The sequence below is a fragment of the Vibrio sp. V19_P1S1T109 genome, assembly GCF_002241375.1.
Lineage (GTDB): Bacteria > Pseudomonadota > Gammaproteobacteria > Enterobacterales > Vibrionaceae > Vibrio > Vibrio anguillarum.
Genome location: NZ_NDIM01000347.1, coordinates 28,241 through 45,894 on the forward strand (window position 1 = coordinate 28,241; position 17,654 = coordinate 45,894).

The 17,654-nt window shown below is 46.3% G+C and carries 17 protein-coding genes; 9 read left to right on the top strand and 8 right to left on the bottom strand.

From position 1 onward, the window contains the following. The 3 genes from argE (at position 1) to B9J87_RS16300 (ending at position 4,909) form a co-directional block, all read left to right on the top strand. Positions 1 to 1,137 (top strand): acetylornithine deacetylase, encoded by a 1,137-nt coding sequence (gene argE / locus B9J87_RS16290; protein ID WP_094151732.1) that lies wholly within the window; start codon positions 1 to 3, stop codon positions 1,135 to 1,137. Positions 1,138 to 1,369: 232 nt separating this feature from the next. After that, complete coding sequence (gene ppc, locus B9J87_RS16295) at positions 1,370 to 4,003, top strand: phosphoenolpyruvate carboxylase (RefSeq protein WP_026027891.1); 2,634 nt, start codon at positions 1,370 to 1,372, stop codon at positions 4,001 to 4,003. Positions 4,004 to 4,369: 366 nt separating this feature from the next. Next, positions 4,370 to 4,909, top strand: coding sequence for a PadR family transcriptional regulator (locus B9J87_RS16300; RefSeq protein ID WP_010317655.1), 540 nt, complete (start codon positions 4,370 to 4,372; stop codon positions 4,907 to 4,909). A gap of 62 nt (positions 4,910 to 4,971) precedes the next feature. Here the strand turns inward: B9J87_RS16300 and cysE are convergent, their stop codons facing one another. The 5 genes from cysE to epmA form a co-directional block, all read right to left on the bottom strand. After that, positions 4,972 to 5,793 (bottom strand): serine O-acetyltransferase, encoded by an 822-nt coding sequence (cysE, locus tag B9J87_RS16305; RefSeq protein ID WP_010317654.1) that lies wholly within the window; start codon positions 5,791 to 5,793, stop codon positions 4,972 to 4,974. 86 nt (positions 5,794 to 5,879) lie between these two features. Beyond that, positions 5,880 to 6,938 carry an NAD(P)H-dependent glycerol-3-phosphate dehydrogenase gene (gene gpsA, locus B9J87_RS16310; protein WP_017043209.1) on the bottom strand — a complete coding sequence of 353 codons (1,059 nt, stop codon included), beginning with the start codon at positions 6,936 to 6,938 and terminating at the stop codon, positions 5,880 to 5,882. Between the two features lie 181 nt (positions 6,939 to 7,119). Beyond that, positions 7,120 to 7,575 (bottom strand): protein-export chaperone SecB, encoded by a 456-nt coding sequence (secB, locus tag B9J87_RS16315; RefSeq protein WP_094151734.1) that lies wholly within the window; start codon positions 7,573 to 7,575, stop codon positions 7,120 to 7,122. A 167-nt stretch (positions 7,576 to 7,742) separates the two neighbouring features. Next, a complete protein-coding gene (locus tag B9J87_RS16320; RefSeq protein ID WP_010317649.1) occupies positions 7,743 to 8,177 on the bottom strand; it encodes a rhodanese-like domain-containing protein in 435 nt (144 codons plus the stop codon). A gap of 156 nt (positions 8,178 to 8,333) precedes the next feature. Beyond that, positions 8,334 to 9,308, bottom strand: a complete 975-nt coding sequence (epmA, locus tag B9J87_RS16325; protein WP_029626814.1) for an elongation factor P--(R)-beta-lysine ligase — start codon at positions 9,306 to 9,308, stop codon at positions 8,334 to 8,336. A 244-nt stretch (positions 9,309 to 9,552) separates the two neighbouring features. Here epmA and frdA point away from each other — a divergent pair, with 244 nt between their 5' ends. Genes frdA through frdD form a run of 4 tightly spaced genes read left to right on the top strand, consistent with a single transcriptional unit; the run spans position 9,553 to position 12,901 of the window. Then, positions 9,553 to 11,367: a fumarate reductase (quinol) flavoprotein subunit gene (gene frdA, locus B9J87_RS16330; RefSeq protein WP_013855868.1), complete on the top strand. Its 1,815-nt coding sequence runs from the start codon at positions 9,553 to 9,555 to the stop codon at positions 11,365 to 11,367. Then, positions 11,367 to 12,125, top strand: coding sequence for a succinate dehydrogenase/fumarate reductase iron-sulfur subunit (locus B9J87_RS16335; protein ID WP_013855867.1), 759 nt, complete (start codon positions 11,367 to 11,369; stop codon positions 12,123 to 12,125). The genes frdA and B9J87_RS16335 overlap by 1 nt, the downstream gene beginning before the upstream one ends. A gap of 2 nt (positions 12,126 to 12,127) precedes the next feature. Next, complete coding sequence (gene frdC, locus B9J87_RS16340; RefSeq protein ID WP_017043204.1) at positions 12,128 to 12,511, top strand: fumarate reductase subunit FrdC; 384 nt, start codon at positions 12,128 to 12,130, stop codon at positions 12,509 to 12,511. Positions 12,512 to 12,523: 12 nt separating this feature from the next. Continuing rightward, entirely contained in the window at positions 12,524 to 12,901 is a 378-nt protein-coding gene (frdD, locus tag B9J87_RS16345) for a fumarate reductase subunit FrdD (protein ID WP_010317640.1), read from the top strand. Positions 12,902 to 13,025: 124 nt separating this feature from the next. Here the strand turns inward: frdD and efp are convergent, their stop codons facing one another. Next, positions 13,026 to 13,592: an elongation factor P gene (gene efp, locus B9J87_RS16350; protein ID WP_017043203.1), complete on the bottom strand. Its 567-nt coding sequence runs from the start codon at positions 13,590 to 13,592 to the stop codon at positions 13,026 to 13,028. A 33-nt stretch (positions 13,593 to 13,625) separates the two neighbouring features. On the opposite strand from efp, the gene epmB reads away from it, so the two are divergent. Both epmB and B9J87_RS16360 read left to right on the top strand, forming a co-directional pair. Then, entirely contained in the window at positions 13,626 to 14,648 is a 1,023-nt protein-coding gene (epmB, locus tag B9J87_RS16355; RefSeq protein WP_019282863.1) for an EF-P beta-lysylation protein EpmB, read from the top strand. A 72-nt stretch (positions 14,649 to 14,720) separates the two neighbouring features. After that, positions 14,721 to 15,194: an MgtC/SapB family protein gene (locus B9J87_RS16360; protein ID WP_013855863.1), complete on the top strand. Its 474-nt coding sequence runs from the start codon at positions 14,721 to 14,723 to the stop codon at positions 15,192 to 15,194. Between the two features lie 49 nt (positions 15,195 to 15,243). Here B9J87_RS16360 and B9J87_RS16365 read toward each other — a convergent pair whose 3' ends face one another. Both B9J87_RS16365 and groL read right to left on the bottom strand, forming a co-directional pair. After that, the gene (locus tag B9J87_RS16365; RefSeq protein ID WP_026027420.1) at positions 15,244 to 15,801 is read right to left on the bottom strand and encodes a VC2662 family protein; all 558 of its coding nucleotides are present in this window, start codon (positions 15,799 to 15,801) and stop codon (positions 15,244 to 15,246) included. Positions 15,802 to 15,991: 190 nt separating this feature from the next. Beyond that, entirely contained in the window at positions 15,992 to 17,626 is a 1,635-nt protein-coding gene (gene groL / locus B9J87_RS16370) for a chaperonin GroEL (protein WP_013855861.1), read from the bottom strand. Positions 17,627 to 17,654 lie beyond the last annotated feature (28 nt).

Here is a 17,654-nt window from a genome sequence, read left to right on the forward strand (position 1 = left end):
ATGCAATTACCCAGTTTTCTTGAGGTTTACCAAGGTCTGATTTCGACCTCTTCCATCAGCTCCACAGATGCTCGTTGGGACGAAGGTAACCAAAGTGTGATTGATAAATTGGCAAGCTGGTTTTCCAGCTTAGGGTTTGTAGTCGACACCATTGAAGTCGCGCCGGGAAAATACAATTTAGTGGCGAAGAAAGGGTGCGGCGAAGGTGGCCTACTGCTCGCGGGGCACAGTGATACCGTTCCATTTGACGAAGGGCGTTGGAATTTTGAACCACACGCGTTAACGCAAGCCAATGATCGTTTCTATGGCTTAGGCACGGCAGACATGAAAGGCTTTTTTGCTTTTATCTACGAAGCGGTGAAAAAAGTCGATTGGAGTAAACAGAGTAAACCGCTGTATGTGTTGGCGACCAGTGATGAAGAAACCACCATGCTCGGCGCGCGTCATTTCGCTGAACATGCACCATTTCAACCGGATTACTGCATTATTGGTGAGCCGACTAGCCTTGTGCCCATCCGCGGCCATAAAGGCCACGTAGCCAACGCTATTCGAGTGACAGGAAAATCGGGCCACTCGTCAGATCCTGCTCTGGGCGTAAATGCCATCGAAATCATGCATGAAGTGCTGTTCGCGTTAATGCAACTGCGCGACAAATTGATCAAAGAGTACCATCACCCAGGCTTTGCCATTCCTCACCCTACTTTGAACCTCGGTCATATCCACGGTGGCGATAGTCCAAACCGCATTTGTGGCTGCTGCGAATTGCATTACGATGTGCGCCCGCTGCCCGGCATGAGTCTAGATGGGCTCGATAACTTGCTGCGCAATGCACTGAATGAAGTCAGTGCAAAATGGCCCGGTCGCATTGAGATTACCGCGCTGCATGATGCGATTCCGGGTTATGAATGTCAGCATGATCACCCCTTTATTGGCAACATTGAAGAGATTTGCAATACCGCTTCACAAACCGTGAATTACTGTACTGAAGCACCGTTCTTACAACAATTATGCCCAACACTAGTACTCGGCCCAGGTTCGATCGATCAAGCGCATCAACCGGATGAATTCCTAGCGTTTGAATTTATTGATCCAACCATCTCGATTTTGTCCAAAGCAATGTATAAATACTGCTTCTAGCCTACCAAGCTTACTCAAGCGATAAATGCCTGACCGGGTTTCTACGGTCGGGCATTTTTGTAATAAAATTTCAGTAATTTACGCCAATTATTCACCAAATGATCACGTTCAATAACATTCAGCAATAATCGTAAAAATAGTCGGCTTTATTTGACTCTACAGGGATCTTTTCGCTAGATTGTGTACTTAGCAAGGAACAATGGATGTAATTTTTTTACAAGGCAGGATGACAATGAACGAAAAATACGCTGCGCTCAAAAGTAACGTGAGCATGCTTGGCCGTTTGCTGGGCAACACCATTCAGGACGCCCATGGTGACGTTATCTTAGAGAAAGTGGAAACCATCCGAAAACTTTCAAAATCAGCCCGTAATGGCAATCAAGCCGACCGAGACAGCTTGGTTGAAGAGATCAAAAACCTTCCCAACGAACAGCTCACCCCAGTAGCGCGGGCATTCAACCAATTTCTTAACTTAACCAACATGGCCGAGCAGTACCACACCATTTCACGTCACTGTGAAGAACATGTGTGTGAGCCTGATGCGATTAATTTACTGTTTACTAAACTGAATCAAAATAAAATCAGTAAATTGGATGCTGCTCAAGCGGTACGCGATCTCAATATCGAGTTAGTGCTAACGGCTCACCCAACCGAAATTACACGCCGCACGATGATCAACAAGCTGGTGAAAATTAACGAGTGTCTCTCCAAGCTTGAACTCAGTGACCTTTCATTTAAAGAGCGCCAAAAAACCGAACGCCGTTTAGAACAGTTGATCGCGCAAAGCTGGCATTCAGATGTGATTCGTAAGCAGCGCCCTACGCCACTGGATGAAGCAAAATGGGGCTTTGCGGTGGTGGAAAATTCTCTATGGCAAGCCGTGCCTGATTTTCTTCGTGAATTTGATGAGCACCTCACCAACTACTTAGGTGAAGGACTACCAATTGATGCACGCCCTGTGCATTTCTCTTCGTGGATGGGCGGCGACCGTGATGGTAACCCCTTTGTGACTCATAAAATCACCCGTGAAGTAATGCTGCTTTCTCGCTGGAAAGCGGCCGATCTCTACCTAGGTGATATCAATGAGCTGGTCAGCGAATTGTCGATGACCAAATGCAGTGACGCGCTACGCGATTTGGCTGGCATAGATGAACACGAACCTTATCGCGCTATTCTCAAACGCCTGCGTGAACTACTCAGCGAAACACTGGAAGTGTTGGATGCCAAGATCAATGGCCAACAACTGGCACGCAAAGCACCACTGCAAAATATCGCACAGTTGTGGGAACCGCTTTATGCCTGCTACCAATCTTTACATCAATGCGGCATGGGCGTCATTGCCGATGGCTCGCTGCTTGATACTCTGCGCCGGATTAAAGCGTTTGGTGTGCATCTTGTACGTTTGGATATTCGCCAAGAGAGCACTCGTCACTCTGATGTGATCTCCGAGCTCACCCGTTATTTAGGCATTGGTGATTATGACCAGTGGAGCGAGCAAGACAAAATTGCGTTTCTCACCAATGAGTTGAGCTCAAAACGTCCTTTGTTACCTCGTGACTGGCAGCCTTCAGAAGCGGTACAAGAGGTGATCGACACCTGTAAAATCGTTGCTTCTCAGCCTCGCGAAGCCTTTGGTGCTTATGTGATTTCGATGGCTCGTACCGCATCAGATGTACTTGCCGTACATCTATTGTTGCAAGAGTGTGGCTGTCCTTATCGCATGGACGTTTGTCCACTGTTCGAAACTTTGGATGATTTAAACAACGCAGAAACGGTGATCCGCCAACTAATGGGCATTGATCTCTATCGTGGCTTTATTCAAAACCACCAGATGGTGATGATTGGTTACTCTGATTCGGCTAAAGATGCAGGTGTAATGTCCGCTGGTTGGGCGCAATACAGCGCGATGGAAGCTTTGGTTAATGTCAGTGAAGAGGCCGGAATTGAACTGACACTATTCCATGGACGCGGCGGCACCATTGGCCGCGGGGGCGCTCCAGCACATGCGGCACTGCTTTCACAGCCACCCAAAAGCTTAAAAGGTGGCTTGCGTGTGACGGAGCAAGGCGAAATGATCCGCTTTAAGCTTGGTCTACCAGAAGTAGCGGTCAATAGTTTTACGATGTACGCCAGCGCCATTTTAGAAGCTAACCTGCTGCCACCACCAGAGCCAAAACAAGATTGGCGCGACTTAATGGAGGTATTGTCTGAAGTCTCTTGCGAAGCGTATCGCCATATTGTTCGCGGCGAGCCGGACTTTGTCCCGTACTTCCGCCAAGCAACGCCAGAGCTAGAGCTGGGTAAATTGCCGCTCGGTTCACGTCCGGCTAAACGCAACCCTAATGGTGGGGTCGAAAGCTTACGTGCAATCCCGTGGATCTTCTCTTGGAGCCAAAACCGCCTCGTGCTACCAGCCTGGCTAGGTGCGGGAGAAGCAATTCAGTTTTCTATCGATAAAGGACACCAAGCACTGCTGGAAGAGATGTGCCGTGAATGGCCATTTTTCTCAACGCGTTTAGGCATGCTAGAGATGGTTTACTCCAAGTGCAACATTGAAATCTCACGCTATTACGATGAACGCTTAGTCGATGAATCGTTACGCCCGCTCGGTGAGCGTTTGCGTTCTCAATTACAGAAAGACATCAAAGCGGTGTTAAATGTAGAAAACAATGAGAACTTGATGCAAAGCGATCCCTGGGGTCAAGAGTCAATCCGTTTGCGCAATATCTATGTTGAGCCATTAAATATGCTGCAAGCAGAGCTGTTGTACCGCACCCGCCAAACCGAAACCGCACCAGCAGAGTTAGAAGAAGCCTTAATGGTGACTATCGCGGGTATTGCAGCAGGAATGCGTAACACAGGCTAAGTAACAGCATTTTATTTCACAAACTAGCTAAAAGGCCGCCTCTGTGCGGCTTTTTATTTTAAATCACAAAAATTATTGAGCATATTATCAGTTTTTTAAGCTAAACTAACAAAGTATTCTACTTTATGCTTATTATTTAGATATACTACTGCTCCTCTGCGGTAGCATACAAACATAACAAATCGCAGGTCGATATGCGTCACGCATATAATCCTAGGTGATAAACGGCTTTTTAAGGTGACACAACCCACTCCGTCAATAGAACGGTGGGTGTTGCTTAAACTCATTCATGATTGATGCCATCAGAAGCACAACACGAGTTTGAGCAAGTTGTTTTTGAGTTTATTAACCATTTGGATTAAAGACATGTCATTACCACACGTTATCCTCACTGTTTTGAGCACTCGCGATGCCACAGGGTACGACATCACAAAAGAGTTCTCTTCGAGCATTGGCTATTTTTGGAAAGCCAGCCACCAACAAGTTTACCGCGAACTGAATAAAATGGGTCAACAAGGCCTAGTCACTTGTGTATTAGAACCGCAAGATGGCAAGCCAGATCGTAAAGTTTACTCCATCACCGATGCAGGTCGCAGCGCTTTAGGTGAATGGTTTGACCAACCTACAGCTCACCCAACCGTACGTGATGAATTTAGCGCTAAATTGATCGCTTGCGCGGTACAACCAGCAACACCTTACCGAATTCAACTGGGTGAATTGGTTGAAGAATCGAAAAAACTGGTTGCTCACTACAAAGAGATTGAGTCTGCGTACTATGCAACACCAGCTACTCTCGATAAGCTACAGCGCCTTGAGCGTCTAACACTACGCCGCAACCTACTGGTTCGCCAAGCGTGGGTTGATTGGGCTGAAGAAGTGCTTGCTGAACTCGATGCAATGGCTTAATGCCAACCATAAAAAAGGGTGATGCTCTGTGAGCATCACCCTTTTTGTTTTCCGCGACCAAATCAAATACCATCACCGGCAATGAAACTTTGAGAGCGGCCATTAAATTGTTGGTCCATATCTAACGAAGGCTTGTCGGTTTGCGGACGACCGACAATTTTGGCTGGCACTCCAGCGACGGTAGTGTGCGGAGGCACCGCTTGCAATACCACCGAACAAGAACCAATTTTCGCCCCTTCGCCCACTTCAATATTACCGAGAATTTTGGCACCCGCGCCAATCATCACACCTTCACGAATTTTCGGGTGGCGATCGCCGCACTCTTTACCCGTTCCACCTAGCGTTACATCTTGTAAAATAGAGACGTCATTCTCCACCACTGCAGTTTCACCGATCACAATACCTGTGGCATGGTCAAGCATGATGCCGCGACCAATACGTGCAGCAGGATGGATGTCCACTTGGCAAGCTACCGAAATTTGGTTTTGAAAATAGGTAGCCAACGCCACTCGACCTTGCTTCCATAACCAGTTCGCGACGCGATAGCCTTGTAAGGCATGGTAGCCCTTGAGATAAAGTAGAGGCATTGAAAACATAGATACCGCGGGGTCGCGATTGACAGTCGCGCAGATGTCACACGCCGCCGCTTCCATAATGCTGGGGTCTGCGGCAAATGCCTCTTCGACCACTTCACGCACCGCCATCGCAGGCATTGAGGCCGTATTCAGCTTATTGGCAAGAATGTAGCTCAAGGCCGAGCTTAAACTATCATGCTTAATAATAGTGGCATGATAAAAACTGGCCAGCATCGGTTCTTGTTCTGACTGCTCGCGCGCCTCTTTGACTATGGCTTGCCACACTTTGAGTTTTTCGCAATGTTTCATCGTTGGTTGATCACCCTTCCTCATCCAATCTCTAGAGCGTCAATGTAGATTGCTAATAGGCTTTGTGCCTAATCATGAGCAATGAATTAGCGTTCTGCTTTTTTATCACGAGCCAGCAAATCTTGTGCTGCAACACGCGCATCTTTTCCTTGATACAGCACTTGATAGATTTGATCAACTATTGGCATTTCAACCTCCATGCGCGCCGCTAATAACCACACCTCTTTGGTGTTGCGATAACCTTCAACCACTTGGCCAATTTCTTGCTGCGCCGTGTCCACATCTTTTCCTTGTCCCAACGCCAAACCAAAGCGACGGTTACGTGATTGGTTATCGGTACAAGTGAGCACTAAGTCACCCAATCCAGCCATCCCCATAAAAGTTTCTGGCTGAGCACCTAACGCCGCACCTAAACGGCACATTTCGGCCAGACCGCGCGTAATCAATGCAGTACGCGCATTCGCACCAAAGCCAATCCCATCGGACATGCCAGCGCCAATTGCAATCACGTTTTTCACCGCACCACCTAGCTGCATGCCAATAAAATCACTATTGGCGTAAACGCGGAAAGTTTTGCTGCAGTGAATTTTGCCTTGCAGATCTTCGACAAACTGCGCGTCAGGCGAGGCAACAGAAATTGCGGTAGGCATTCCCATCGCCAGCTCTTTAGCAAAAGTCGGCCCAGATAACACCGCCAATGAATAGCGCTCGCCAATGGTGTCATAGGCCACATCCATCAGTAACCGCCCCGTTTCAGGTTCAAGCCCTTTGGTTGCCCAACAAATACGGGAATCATCACGCAAGTGAGGCTTTAAACTGTTCATAACAAGGCCAAATACGTGGCTCGGAACGACAACCAACAAATCGCGGCTCGCTTGTACCGCTTTTTTCAAATCGGTTTCCACAATCAGCGAATCGGGAAAATCAATACCGGGTAAAAATTCTTGGTTAGCACGATCAGCATCAAGACGAGCCATATGCTTAGCATCGTGTCCCCAAAGGACAACATTAGCACCGTTACGTGCTAAAGAAATCGCCAGAGATGTGCCGTAAGAACCCGCACCAACTACTGTCATGGTGATCGCTTTACCGTAAATACTGTTAGGATCTGTCATTGTTTCGTCCATTGCTATTCGTGTTGTCATGTTATACCTAAATTCCTTCCGATACAGCTTTCAATACGGAGTAACAAGGAACGGAGGTATTGGCATTCGAAATAAACAAAAAATGCACAACGCACCATCATTATCTGGGATGCTTTGTGCATTTTTTATCATCAAAGTCTGACGTGGAACGCCAACGTTAATGATCTAACGTCATTAACGATTAAGCTTCTGCTTGCTCGCCTTGAGTCGCTTGTTGTTGTAGGTAGTTCATAAACAATGCATCAAAGTTCACTGGTGCAAGGTTAAGTTGTGGGAATGTCCCTTTAACAACTAAGCTAGAAATCGTTTCACGTGCATATGGGAACAGAATGTTCGGGCAGAATGCACCTAAACAATGAGCAAGTTGACCCGCTTCCATTTTTTCAGCAGTAAAAATACCACCTTGTTGCACTTCGCATAAGAACGCGATTTCTTCCGCGTTTTTCACTGTCACCGTTAGGCGTAATACGACTTCATACACACCTTCACCCAGATCACGACTTTGAGTGTCAAGATCCAACTTCACATCTGGATTCCACTCTTTTTGGAACATAACAGGTGAGTTTGGCGCTTCAAAAGAGACATCTTTTAGAAAGATACGTTGAATTGCGAAATTTTGTTGTGCGGCTTCAGCCATGATTAAATCCTTAAATACTTACAAATTCAGTGTTGCTTTTAGACTAACCGAGCTGATTTCGAATGACTAGATGAGCTCACGATTACGTGGAAAACATCACAACTCTTAGCATCAAATGCTGGCTTTTCAGCCAGCACACTCAGTTCAAGATAACCGCGATCAGTGAATTATTTATTGCCACGAACCAATGGCAAGTTCGCTTCATTCCAAGCTACAAGACCATTTTTCAGTAGATTCACATTCTCAAACCCAGCTTTAGCAAGCAGGTTGGCACTCTCTTGCGCGGTTTGACCCGTTTTACATACCACAATGATTGGGTCAGACTTATGCTTTTCAAGGCTAGCCAAGTTACCGGATTTAATATCCGACGGCAAAATGTGAACCGCATCGGTAATATGGCCTTTTTTAAACTCATCTTTCGTGCGGATATCGACAACCACACCGTTTTCACGATTCATTAAAAGCGTCGTTTGTGAAGCGGTGATCTCTTTATAGGCTGCCGTGGTTGATTTCACGATGCTCATGATTAAGGCGACGAGAATACCTACCCATGCCAAAGATAGAATCATATTGTGTTGGAAAAATTCGATGTACTCTTGCATATTCTGTGCTCTTGCAATGTGGGCTTAAAATCAGACAAGGAGTATAACGAGGTTGTCAGCCAGACGCGAGGGCTTACATTGCATAATAAGAAACTGTTGCCGTTTTTCAGCGCGCTCATCGCACTGCAAGCGCGCAATCCACATCAGCTTAAAAGCTTAAGCTATCGGAAAAGGAAAAGCCGTCACGTTATCAATATGATCTTGGCCTAACGCCAGCATAATCAAGCGATCAATACCAAGCGCTACTCCTGAACATTCAGGCAAGCCAGCCTCTAATGCTGCTATCAAGTGGTAGTCAATCGGCTGTTCGACCAGCCCCATCGTTTTACGCTTTTGGTTATCCGCTTCAAAACGAGCCAGTTGCTCTTGTGGGTTGTCCAGCTCATGAAAACCATTCGCAAGTTCAATCCCTTTGAAGTAGACCTCAAAGCGATCCGCAACACGATGATCTTGCCGGTTAATCTTAGCTAGTGCCGCTTGTGATGCAGGAAAATCGTAAACAAAAACGGGTACCTGTTGACCAATTTCCGCCTCAACACCGACACTAAATAGCAGTTGCAGTAAGGTATCTCTATCCTCTTCTGGCTCAGCAATGTCACTTAGACCTAATCGGCTCGCAGCCGCTTTTAACTCGTTCATTGAGCCTTCTAACGGACAAACCCCAAGTACCTGCAAAAATGCTTGTTGGTAACTCATCTTCTGCGCCGCTCCACACCGCAAAATAAGTTGCAGCAATTGATCCATCTCATCCATTAAATCATGGTGAGTAAAACCAACCCGATACCACTCTAACATCGTAAATTCTGGGTTGTGATAGCGGCCATTTTCCTCGTTGCGAAACGCTTTATTGATCTGATAAATCGAACCACTCCCCGCCGCCAAAAGTCGTTTCATATGAAACTCTGGGCTAGTCATTAAATAGAGTTGACGGCCATCAGCATAGCCTGGGCCAACAAACTGGGTTTGGAAGGTTTGCAAATGAATGTCGGTTACCGTGGCATGACTCATGGCTGGTGTGTCGACTTCCAATACATCTCGTAGTTCAAAGAAATGGCGGATCTGCTTGAGTAACTGAGCACGCTGTTTGAGTTGTGATATTGATGCGGTTGGCATCCAGTTTTTTCTATTCATGTTCTCGCACACATAAGTTTGGATGATATGAATTTTACTGACTTAAAGCGTAATTCCAAATTCTAACGTGATTATTATCACACAAAGAAAAATAAGTATGCTCGCGCTTGCACTTCCGAAGCAAAAACCTAACAGAATCAATTTTTTCCTTACACAGCTCTTCTACACTACCCGTACCACTTAAGGCTTACGAACCTTTAACTATAACAAGCGGATTTTCCGCATCACACACCGGAGGATAACTGTGCAAATTATCACCACAGATATCGCAGTCATCGGCGCAGGCGGCGCTGGTCTTCGCACTGCAATTGCAGCCGCTGAAGCAAACCCTGATTTAGAAGTTGCTCTGATTTCTAAAGTTTATCCTATGCGATCTCATACGGTTGCAGCGGAAGGAGGCTCAGCAGCAGTTATCAAGGAAGAAGATAGCCTTGACAACCACTTCAACGATACCGTTGGTGGTGGAGATTGGCTATGTGAACAGGATGTTGTTGAATATTTTGTGGCCAACTCGACCCGCGAGATGGTGCAAATGGAACAGTGGGGTTGCCCATGGAGCCGTAAAGAAAATGGCGAAGTCAACGTACGCCGTTTTGGTGGCATGAAAGTCGAGCGTACTTGGTTTGCGGCTGACAAAACAGGCTTCCATATGCTGCACACCCTCTTCCAAACTTCAATGAAGTACCCACAAATCAATCGATTTGATGAGTATTTCGTGGTGGATCTACTTGTTGAAGATGGCGAAGTTCAAGGGCTTATCGCGATTCATATGTCCGAAGGTGAGCTAGTAACCATCAAAGCGAAATCAGTGGTATTAGCCACTGGTGGCGCCGGCCGTGTGTACCACTGCAACACCAACGGCGGCATTGTAACCGGCGATGGTATGGCGATGGCTTATCGTCATGGCGTCCCTCTACGCGATATGGAGTTCGTGCAATACCACCCAACTGGCCTACCTGGCACGGGTATTTTGATGACGGAAGGCTGCCGCGGTGAAGGTGGTATCATCGTCAATAAAAATGGCTATCGTTATCTGCAAGATTACGGTATGGGCCCAGAAACTCCGGTGGGTCAGCCTAAAAACAAATACATGGAACTCGGTCCTCGCGACAAAGTTTCTCAAGCTTTCTGGCATGAACAACAGAAAGGCAACACCATCAAACATCCGCTTGGTGATGTGGTGCTGCTTGATCTTCGCCACCTCGGTGAAGAGTACTTACAAGAGCGTTTGCCGTTTATCTGCGAATTGGCGAAAGCTTACGTCAACGTTGATCCAGCAAAAGAGCCGATCCCAATTCGTCCAACCGTACACTACACCATGGGTGGTATCGAAACGGATGGACAATGTGAAACGCGCATCAAAGGTCTGTTTGCTGTCGGCGAATGTGCCTCGGTTGGCTTGCATGGTGCAAACCGTTTGGGTTCTAACTCGTTAGCTGAATTTGTGGTCTTTGGCCGCGTTGCGGGTGAAAGTGCAGTGAAACGCGCAGCGGAATTCAAAGGTTGGAACGATGAATCTATCGCCAAACAAGTCAAAGCCGTAGAAGAGCGTATTGCAGCGTTAATGAACCAAGAAGGTGATGAAAACTGGGCCACCATTCGCACTGAGATGGGTCACACCATGGAAGCGGGTTGTGGTATCTACCGCCAAGAAGATTTAATGCAAGCGACGATTGATAAAATCACCGAGCTAAAAGCACGCTACAAGAACATTAGCATTAAAGATAAAGGCAAAGTGTTCAACACCGACCTTCTGTACGCTATCGAAGTCGGTTATGGCCTTGAAGTGGCTGAAGCTATGGTTCACTCAGCTATCTTGCGTAAAGAATCTCGCGGTGCGCATCAGCGTTTAGACGAAGGTTGTACTGAGCGTGATGATGTGAACTACCTCAAGCACTCTTTAGCTTTCTATCAACCTGATGCCGCTCCAAGTATCGACTACAGCGCGGTTAAGATCACGAAATCTCAGCCGAAAGCTCGTCTCTATGGTGAAGCGGCAGAACAGGCTGCCGCTGCGGAAAAAGCGGCAGAAGAGAAAAGCGCAGAGGAGCAAAAATAATGTCAGCAAATCGCATTCAAAAAGTAGACATTTTGCGCTACGACCCAGAAAAAGATGCTAAGCCACACCTGCAAGCGTTTGAAGTTCCTTTTGATGACACCATGTCAGTGCTCGACGCAATTGGCTACATCAAAGATAACCTCGATAAGGATCTCTCTTATCGCTGGTCTTGCCGTATGGCGATCTGCGGTTCGTGTGGTGTGATGGTTAATGGCGTACCTAAATTGGCTTGTAAAAGCTTCCTGCGCGATTACCCTAATGGCGTGAAAATTGAACCTTTAGCCAACTTTCCAATTGAAAAAGATTTGATCGTGGATATGACTTCGTTTATCGAGCGTCTTGAAGCCATTAAACCCTACATCATTGGCAACGATCGCAAACCTGAAGATGGCACCAACTTACAAACGCCAGAGCAAATGGCCAAATACAAACAATTTGCTGGTTGTATTAACTGCGGTCTTTGCTACGCGGCCTGCCCTCAGTTTGGTTTGAACCCTGAGTTTATTGGCCCCGCAGCATTAACCCTTGCTCACCGCTACAACTTAGATAGCCGTGACCATGGTAAAGCCGAGCGTATGAAGCTTATCAATGGTGATAACGGTGCTTGGGGTTGTACCTTTGTTGGTTACTGCTCTGAAGTGTGTCCAAAACACGTTGACCCAGCGGCAGCCGTCAACCAAGGCAAAGTTGAATCTTCAATGGACTTCGTGATTGCCATGCTAAAACCTGACGGTTCACCAAAGAAAGTGGAGGGATAAGGATGAGTAACCGTAAACCTTACGTTCGTGAAATGACACGTACTTGGTGGAAAGATCACCCATTCTACCGCTTCTACATGTTGCGTGAAGCCACGGTACTGCCACTGATATTCTTTACCTTATTCCTTACCTTTGGCTTGGGCTGCTTGGTTAAAGGCCCTGAAGCATGGGAAGGCTGGCTAAGCTTTATGGCAAACCCAATTGTGGTCGCAATCAATATTGTCGCGTTGGCGGGGAGTTTGCTGCATGCACAAACCTTCTTTAGCATGATGCCGCAAGTGATGCCAATCCGCTTGAAGGGTAAGCTAATCGACAAGAAAATCATCGTATTAACTCAGTGGGCAGCGGTTGCGTTTATCTCACTGATTGTTCTCATCGTGGTGTAGGAGCTTATAGTCATGAACAACAATTATAAGGTAAATCGCACGCCAAAACGTTCTGATGAACCTATCTGGTGGGGGCTGTTTGGTGCCGGTGGAACATGGTTTGCGATGATTACCCCGATCACCATTCTCGTGTTGGGTATTTTAGCACCATTAGGCATTATCGATGCTGAAGCAATGAGTTATGAACGCGTTTCGAGTTTTGCGACTAGCATCATCGGCGCGCTGTTCATCATTGGCACATTAGCCTTACCGATGTGGCATGCCATGCACCGTGTCCATCACGGTATGCATGACCTAAAATTCCACACCGGTTTAGTGGGTAAAATCGCTTGTTATGCGTTTGCTGGGCTGATTTCCGCGCTCGCAGTCGTTTTTATCTTTATGATTTAAAGATAGAAAAGTGATGACATCAAAGAGCTGCCTCGGCAGCTCTTTTTTATTACGGCACTCACTCAGCTTTGGAGCAATAAAAAAGGCCGCTTACCGAGCGACCTTCTTACTTACTTTAAGGTGATTATTTGACTCGACCTACGTATTCACCAGAGCGGGTATCCACTTTGATCACTTCACCGATAGAGATGAACAGTGGCACACGTACCACAGCACCTGTGACCAACGTAGCGGGTTTACCACCCGTACCTTGCGTATCGCCTTTCAAGCCTGGATCAGTTTCAGCCACTTCAAGTTCAACAAAGTTTGGTGGCGTTACCGCAATTGGGTTACCGTTCCAAAGCGTCAACATGCAGGTGTTGTTTTCCACTAGCCATTTTGCGCTTTCACCCACCGCTTTATTATCCGCCGCAATTTGCTCGAATGTTTCATTATTCATAAAGTGGTAGAATTCGCCGTCGTTATAGAGATAATCAAGATCGATATCCATTACGTCAGCCGTTTCTACTGAATCACCTGACTTAAATGTTTTTTCCAACACTTTGCCAGAAAGAAGTTTACGGATTTTGACACGGTTGAAGGCTTGGCCTTTACCTGGTTTCACATATTCATTTTCGAGAATGACACAAGGCTCATTATCAAGCATAATTTTGAGACCGCCTTTAAATTCATTCGTGCTAACAGTAGCCATTTTTTCCTCTTACCATTCTTCGAGTTAAATTCAATGCCGCATATAATAACCCGAAAACTTGATTCTGTTGAGCAAAACTGGCTTCAACAATTAACGAATGCGATCTCAAACCCTGCCGAGCTTCTCCAGCAGTTAGAGATTGATCCTGCACTTTGGCAAAACGGGTTTGCCGCACGCAAACTCTTCGCACTACGAGTGCCACAAAGTTTTGTCGATCGCATGGAAAAAGGAAACCCTTACGATCCCCTGTTGCGTCAAGTTTTACCACTCAATGAAGAGTTTGAATGGCATGATGGGTACTCAAATGATCCGCTTGATGAACAAAACAATGCCATTCCGGGATTGCTGCATAAATACCGCAACCGAGTGCTAATGATAGTCAAAGGTGGTTGTGCGATTAACTGCCGTTACTGCTTTCGTCGTCATTTCCCCTACCAAGAGAATAAAGGCTCAAAGCAGGTGTGGCAGCAAAGTGTCGACTATATTGCCGCGCATCCCGAACTCAATGAGGTCATTTTATCGGGCGGTGATCCGTTAATGGCAAAAGATGAAGAACTGCGTTGGCTCATCGATGCAATCAGCAGCGTGCCTCATATTAAACGGTTGCGTATTCACTCGCGCTTACCCGTGGTGATCCCCGCTCGAATCACCGATGCATTGTGTGATCTGCTGCGTGAAACTCGCTTACAAGTCATTTTGGTGACGCACATTAACCATGCCAATGAAATCAATCTAGAATTCAAACAGCAGATGAGTCGTCTGCGCGCCATCAATGTTACCTTACTCAACCAAGGTGTATTGTTAAAAGGTGTTAATGATAGCGTTGACGCGCAAGTCGCGCTCAGCGAAACCTTATTTGATGCAGGAATTTTGCCTTATTACTTGCATGTGCTGGATAAAGTGCAAGGCGCAGCGCACTTTTTTGTTAGTGATCAAAAAGCAAAAGAAATAATGGCAGGTGTCATTGAGCGAGTCTCGGGCTATCTTGTTGCTAAGCTAACTCGAGAAATCGGTGGCAGAGCCAGTAAAACGCCACTCGATCTGCATCTTGAGTAATTACAGAACTTCAAAAGAGCGGTTCGGTGTCAATCAACGAACTCTTACCTTCATACTTTTGGGAAAACCATCATGCAATCTCTCGGACAATTTCTTGATCTTAGTCCATTCAGTTGGTCTGCATTATTGTGCTGTGCTATCAATGGGTTACTGATTGGCGTTGAACGCCAAACCCGTGGTAAACCTGTGGGCATTCGCACATCAATATTAATCATCTCAGGGACTTATCTCTTTCTAGCGATGGCCGTATCACTGTCCCCTAACACCTTAGATCAAGCTCGCGTGCTTGGACAAATTATTACTGGGGTTGGTTTTTTAGGCGCAGGCGTGATGATGACTCAAGATGGGAAAATCCATGGCGTCACTTCAGCCGCTGTTATTTGGGTACTGGCATCACTGGGATTGATGATCGGTCTTGGTTACTTACAGCAATCCATCATTATCACGGTATTAGCATTGTGTGTGTTGTATGGCGTGGATAAGGTAGAAAATAGCTTTCAAAGTTTGCGCCGTGGTGTCCATCAACGCTTTCGTCGTCGTACATAAGGTGAAAAAAGAGCAGCTTGATGCTGCTCTTTCGATTTCAATTCATCGGCTATTTAGCAAAGTTGATGATAGGAAAACACTTAAAGAAACCGTTATCCGCACAGTTAATTAGACCGACCTGAACACCTTCAATTTTTGTGGTTTTGTTGAACAAACCCACTTGCACTTTCGATGTATCAGAGAAGTTTGCTGCACCAACATCAACCATGGTATTACCTTCAGAGTAGTTCACTAGACTGACGTTAGCACCTTGTACATTGTTGGTCAGATTCACTACACCCACGTTAGCACCCACGGTTTGCCCTGTATTCCAGTTTAACAAACCGAGTGAAGCACCAGTCATCTCTTGATTGACTTTCGATGCCCCTAAAAGACCTAAATTTACACCCGTCGTAGAGTCAGTTTCAGATAATCCAACAACGGCGAGATCTAAGCCTTTAACTTCATTCACTTTACCGTAAAGAGCCGCAACACGAACACCTGATACCGCATTTTCATCCGGCGCATTGAAGTTATTAATGGAAGAAAACATAACTGGAGTGCCAGCCATCGCAACAGAAGAAGATAACGCAGCCACTACGGCTAGTGCTGAAAGTACTTTTTTCATAAAGATCTCCATTGACCAATGAAACCGTTAATATTGGGTTTGTTCACGCTATTTCACTCACATCATCACCAAATTGTGATCAGTGAAGAGACGAAGTCTAGAAGAGTCGGATCACTCAAACGTCAGGATTGAGCTAATTATGCGAAAAAAAACCGGAGGCAAGCTCCGGTTTCTTATTGAGAGAGGATGATTACATCATCCCTCCCATACCGCCCATGCCGCCCATATCAGGCATTGCCGCTTCTTTCTTCGGTAGCTCAGTCACCATAGCTTCTGTGGTGATCATGAGGCCCGCGACTGAAGCTGCGAACTGTAGTGCACTACGAGTCACTTTGGTTGGATCCAAAATACCCATGTCGATCATATCGCCATATTCACCCGTCGCAGCGTTGTAACCATAGTTACCTTCACCAGCGCGAACATTGTTAGCCACAACAGAATCCTCTTCGCCCGCGTTTTTCACGATTTGACGAATTGGTGCTTCCATCGCACGTAGTGCAACACGAATACCTACGTTTTGCTCTTCGTTGTCACCTTCAAGGCCCGCAACTTTAGCAGCCGCACGGATCAGTGCAACACCACCACCCGCAACCACGCCTTCTTCAACGGCTGCGCGAGTTGCATGCAGTGCATCTTCTACACGATCTTTCTTCTCTTTCATTTCAACTTCAGTGGTTGCACCGACTTTGATCACTGCAACGCCACCTGCCAGTTTGGCCACGCGTTCTTGTAGTTTTTCTTTGTCGTAATCTGAAGTTGCGTCTTCAATTTGTTGACGAATTTGTGCAACGCGACCTTTAATGGCTTGCTCTTCACCTGCACCATCAATGATGGTGGTGTTTTCTTTAGTGATAGAGATGCGCTTCGCTTGGCCTAGATCTTCCAAGGTCACTTTTTCAAGCTCAAGACCGATCTCTTCAGAAATCACAGTACCGCCCGTTAGGGTAGCAATGTCTTGTAGCATCGCTTTACGGCGATCACCAAAACCAGGTGCTTTCACGGCAGCAACTTTTACAATACCACGCATATTGTTCACAACTAGCGTCGCCAATGCTTCACCTTCAACATCTTCCGCCACAATCAGTAGTGGACGAGAAGCTTTTGCTACCGCTTCAAGTGCAGGAAGCAGTTCGCGAATGTTAGAAATTTTCTTATCAACCAATAGGATGAATGGGCTATCTAGATCAACACTGCCCGCTTCTTGGTTATTAATGAAGTAAGGAGATAGGTAACCACGATCAAACTGCATACCTTCCACTACATCGAGTTCATCTTGCAGTGCTTGGCCTTCTTCAACAGTGATAACGCCATCTCGGCCCACTTTTTCCATCGCTTCAGCAATGATGTTACCCACGCTTGAATCCGAGTTTGCAGAAATAGTACCCACTTGCGCAATCGCTTTAGTGTCTGAACAAGGTACTGAAAGCTCTTTCAACGCTTCAACCGCCGCCACGACAGCTTTGTCGATGCCACGCTTAAGATCCATTGGGTTCATACCCGCTGCTACAGCTTTCAAGCCTTCAGTGATGATCGCTTGCGCTAATACCGTTGCGGTTGTCGTTCCGTCACCCGCTGCATCGTTAGCTTGAGAAGCAACTTCTTTCACCATTTGTGCACCCATGTTCTGGAATTTGTCTTCCAGTTCAATTTCACGCGCAACAGTGACACCATCTTTGGTGATAATAGGTGAACCAAACGATTTATCTATCACAACGTTACGGCCTTTAGGGCCAAGGGTGACTTTTACTGCATCGGCTAGAATATTAACGCCTTCTAGCATTTTAATACGTGCATCGTTACCAAATTTAACGTCTTTAGCAGCCATCTTTAATTTCCTTTTCTAAATTCTGTTT